The 3,135-nt window shown below is 50.2% G+C and carries 3 protein-coding genes; all 3 read right to left on the reverse strand.

Features of this window, described 5'->3' with window-relative positions:
* A partial coding sequence (locus GEV47_RS19050; RefSeq protein WP_322741706.1) for a type VI secretion protein IcmF/TssM N-terminal domain-containing protein occupies positions 1-2,001 on the reverse strand: 2,001 nt, incomplete at its 3' end.
* Positions 2,002-2,086: 85 nt separating this feature from the next.
* Positions 2,087-2,356, reverse strand: coding sequence for a PAAR domain-containing protein (locus GEV47_RS19055; RefSeq protein ID WP_153236380.1), 270 nt, complete (start codon positions 2,354-2,356; stop codon positions 2,087-2,089).
* Positions 2,357-2,370: 14 nt separating this feature from the next.
* Positions 2,371-3,135 (reverse strand): type IVB secretion system protein IcmH/DotU (icmH, locus tag GEV47_RS19060; protein WP_194270720.1); only part of this gene is annotated, 765 nt, incomplete at its 5' end.

Here is a 3,135-nt window from a genome sequence, read left to right on the forward strand (position 1 = left end):
GCGGGCTTGCTGTACCAGATCGGCATTTTGTGGAAGCGCAGATTGCACCACGCGTTCACCTGAAAACAGCGCATTCAAATGATGCACCATCGTAGTACGCCCCCCAAACGCCGCCGAACCGCCAGCGGAGGACCAGTCTTGCATCACCCATGTTTTAATATCTTTGGCATTGAAATGGTTTTTGTCATGCAACTGCAACACCACGCGCAAGGTGTCATACACCGTTTTGGTATCTTTCCTTTGTAAGGCACTGACCAACACGGCTTGCAAACGTTGTTCTATCTGTGGCAACAGGAAGCGATCTTCTAATTGTTGGTAAGCGATATGGCTGGCATCGACCACTGGTGTCACGGTATATAAACCATAGTGGAAGCCGGTTGATGGGCTCTCCACATCCAAATCGCTTAATTGTGGCAATTCTTGCGCAGCGGTGAGCACATCCGGTACTTGCAATAATCTGTCGTCAGGCGATGCGGCAAACAGCTTATCGATACGTTGTGTCAATTGCGTCGTTTTATCCGCAATCGACTTGAGGTAGGCCGTATTATTGCCAGAGGAAAGTAGCAATCCTGCCAATAACCAACATCCCAGCACCGCAACCGCGCCGTGAGCCAGCCAACGGCGCAGACGAAGGCCGAATGCATGTTGCAAATTAGGCTGCACCAGATGCGCTTCAGGGATAATGATGTTGTTAAACAGATCAGACAAAAAATAGTCGCGCGCGTATGTATTCTTATTCTGCTGGGCGAGGAGGGGATTATGTTCCACCGCTATATTGCGGTACATGGCATTGATATCCCCTGATCCATCCATCGCTTGTCTCGCAGATGGCTCAGCGTTATCGTCAATTAGCGTGTCGTCATTGCTGGACTGTCGCTGCAAGGGATTGAGTGGATTGACCGACAGATGCGGTTCATCTCGTCCCATGCTGGTGAAATACACGCCGCGCAAAGAATGCCGATGTTCGGTATTGTCATAGTGCGAGTTGGCAAAGGTCGATCCTATGACGTTGACCAGGGGCGCGATCAGGCTGGTAAATTCTTGCGGAAAGACCGATAACGCACGACGTTTGTTTTTCTCAAACGTCTGTTGCAGACGATCCGGTAAATTTGCTTGCAAATGCTGATCAAGCAAAGTGAATTGTGTTTGCAGCTGCGTTTTTACATCGTCATCGTAGTTGTTGGCATGGTATACATTTTTCTCATAAAGCAAACTAAAGCCCCACGATTTCGCACGCTCATCAGCAGTGAGATCGTCGAAATAGGCGCTAAATCCCTGCACCACATCCATCTTGGTAATCACCACATAAATGGGAAAGCGACTTCCTACATCGGTGCGCAATTCATGCAAGCGCGTAGAGAGTTGCGCTGAATAACGCAGCAGTTCCCCATCATTTTTTTGCAGCAGATCAGCGATGTTGATCGTGACGATGGCCGCGTTGATTGGTGCGCGTGGCCGGTGTTTGCGCAGCAAGTCCAGCAAGTGATGCCACTCTGTGCCATCTCTGCTCTCAGCTTGCGTCATGTATCTGCTGGCCGGTTCGATCAGCATGGCTTGCTCACTTAACCAGCCAGCATAAGCTTTACTGTAATCGGCGATATTAAGCGTCGTACCCAGTCCAGTATGGCGTGCAGCGGCGGATTTACCGGCGTTCGGCACGCCTAGCATCATGAACCAGGGGCGGTCGTACAGATAGCGTTTGCTTTTCCAGAGATGGCTAAATTTTTGCAAACCGCTGGCACGATAGCGCGACTGCAAATAACTGAGGGTGCGCTCGAAGGCGTTATCTATGTCTGTTAATGCCTTCTTGGTATCCGCAGCCGCATCTGCCTCTTTCTTTTTTTGTGCAGCTTCCTGTGCCTCTTTATCCGTTTTTTCTTGCGCCAGTTTTTCTTGCTCTTGCAGCGCTGCGTCATCAACACCATTATCCGCCGCAGGTGGAGCTACGTCGGGCGGTGGTGAGACGGGAGTAACAACATCAGCAGAAGCAGGATTGGTCATCGGTTTAACACATTCAAAATCAAGTATTCAACATCAATAAATCAGCACAGAAAATGGGCGACGAGTGGGGCGAGTCACGTGGCGATTAAAAGGAGGCTTTTGCGACACCGCCACAAGCCAACAAATCGCCGTCATATGCCAGCAATCTACCCATGTGGCTGCGGCCACCATTACCGGGATTGGGTACTAATGGAAAGTTGCCATTGCATTTTGCGCAGAATCCCATATCACCTTCTAGCGCCACTTGTATTCCCATTGCTTTCATTTCCGAAGCGCTAATTATTTTGCCGCTTTGTCCATCATGAATGACTTCATCGCCGAGGCGGATCACTGATTTTCCGTGTAGATTTTTCATGGGTTATCTCCGTGTTATGGTGTTGTGATGGGGGAAGGAACTGACGTTGCTGGTGGCGTCATGTTGCCCACGGCGGTAATGTCGTTGACGACTTGATCGGTCATCTGTACCAATTGATATTTGTGCCAGCCAAACGCACCGAGTACGATCAGCGACATCACCAACGCCGATGCCCACACCGGGAAGCGACGCAATACCGCATACTTGCTTTCGTGTTCAACATGAACGTTGGAATACACGATAGGAACCGATGGCCGACCAGCGGTGATAATGTCATACAAAGCTTGACGTAATTCGGCTAAAGTAGCTTGTCCATCAGGGTGATAACGATACTGCCCTTCAAAGCCAATACTGAGGAGGTGATACATCACTTCCAGCATGTGTTTGAAGATAATCCTATCTGCCGGGTCGGCGGCGAATCGTCCCAGTAGCAAAAAAAATTTAACTCCACCGAGCGTATCGCCATGAAAGGTTTGCGCCAGCGAACGCGATGCCCATGGCCCAACCTCACCGGGATGCTGACCACCACCCCAGCTGGTCAAGCCGACCGCTTCATCAATCGCCGTACATAAAAAGAAATTCACCGTCGCCACATCACCTTTGTCAACGGTGGTCTTGTTACCCAACATCTGAAAGTTTGTGAGTTCAGCTTGCATCATGCGGCGAAAGGTTTCGATCTGCGTGTGACTAGTAAGGTTTATCTCCGGCAATTGCGCCAAAGTCAACAGGATGGGTTTGGCGGCTTCATACAAGGGGTTACGGGCAGCAAGGATGAGCGC

It is taken from the genome of Glaciimonas soli, assembly GCF_009497155.1.
GTDB classification, from domain to species: domain Bacteria; phylum Pseudomonadota; class Gammaproteobacteria; order Burkholderiales; family Burkholderiaceae_D; genus Glaciimonas; species Glaciimonas soli.

Coding starts and splice junctions, on each gene's coding strand:
- GEV47_RS19055 (WP_153236380.1), bottom strand. CDS start 2,356: ATGAAAAATCTACACGGAAAATCAGTGATCCGCCTCGGCGATGAAGTC.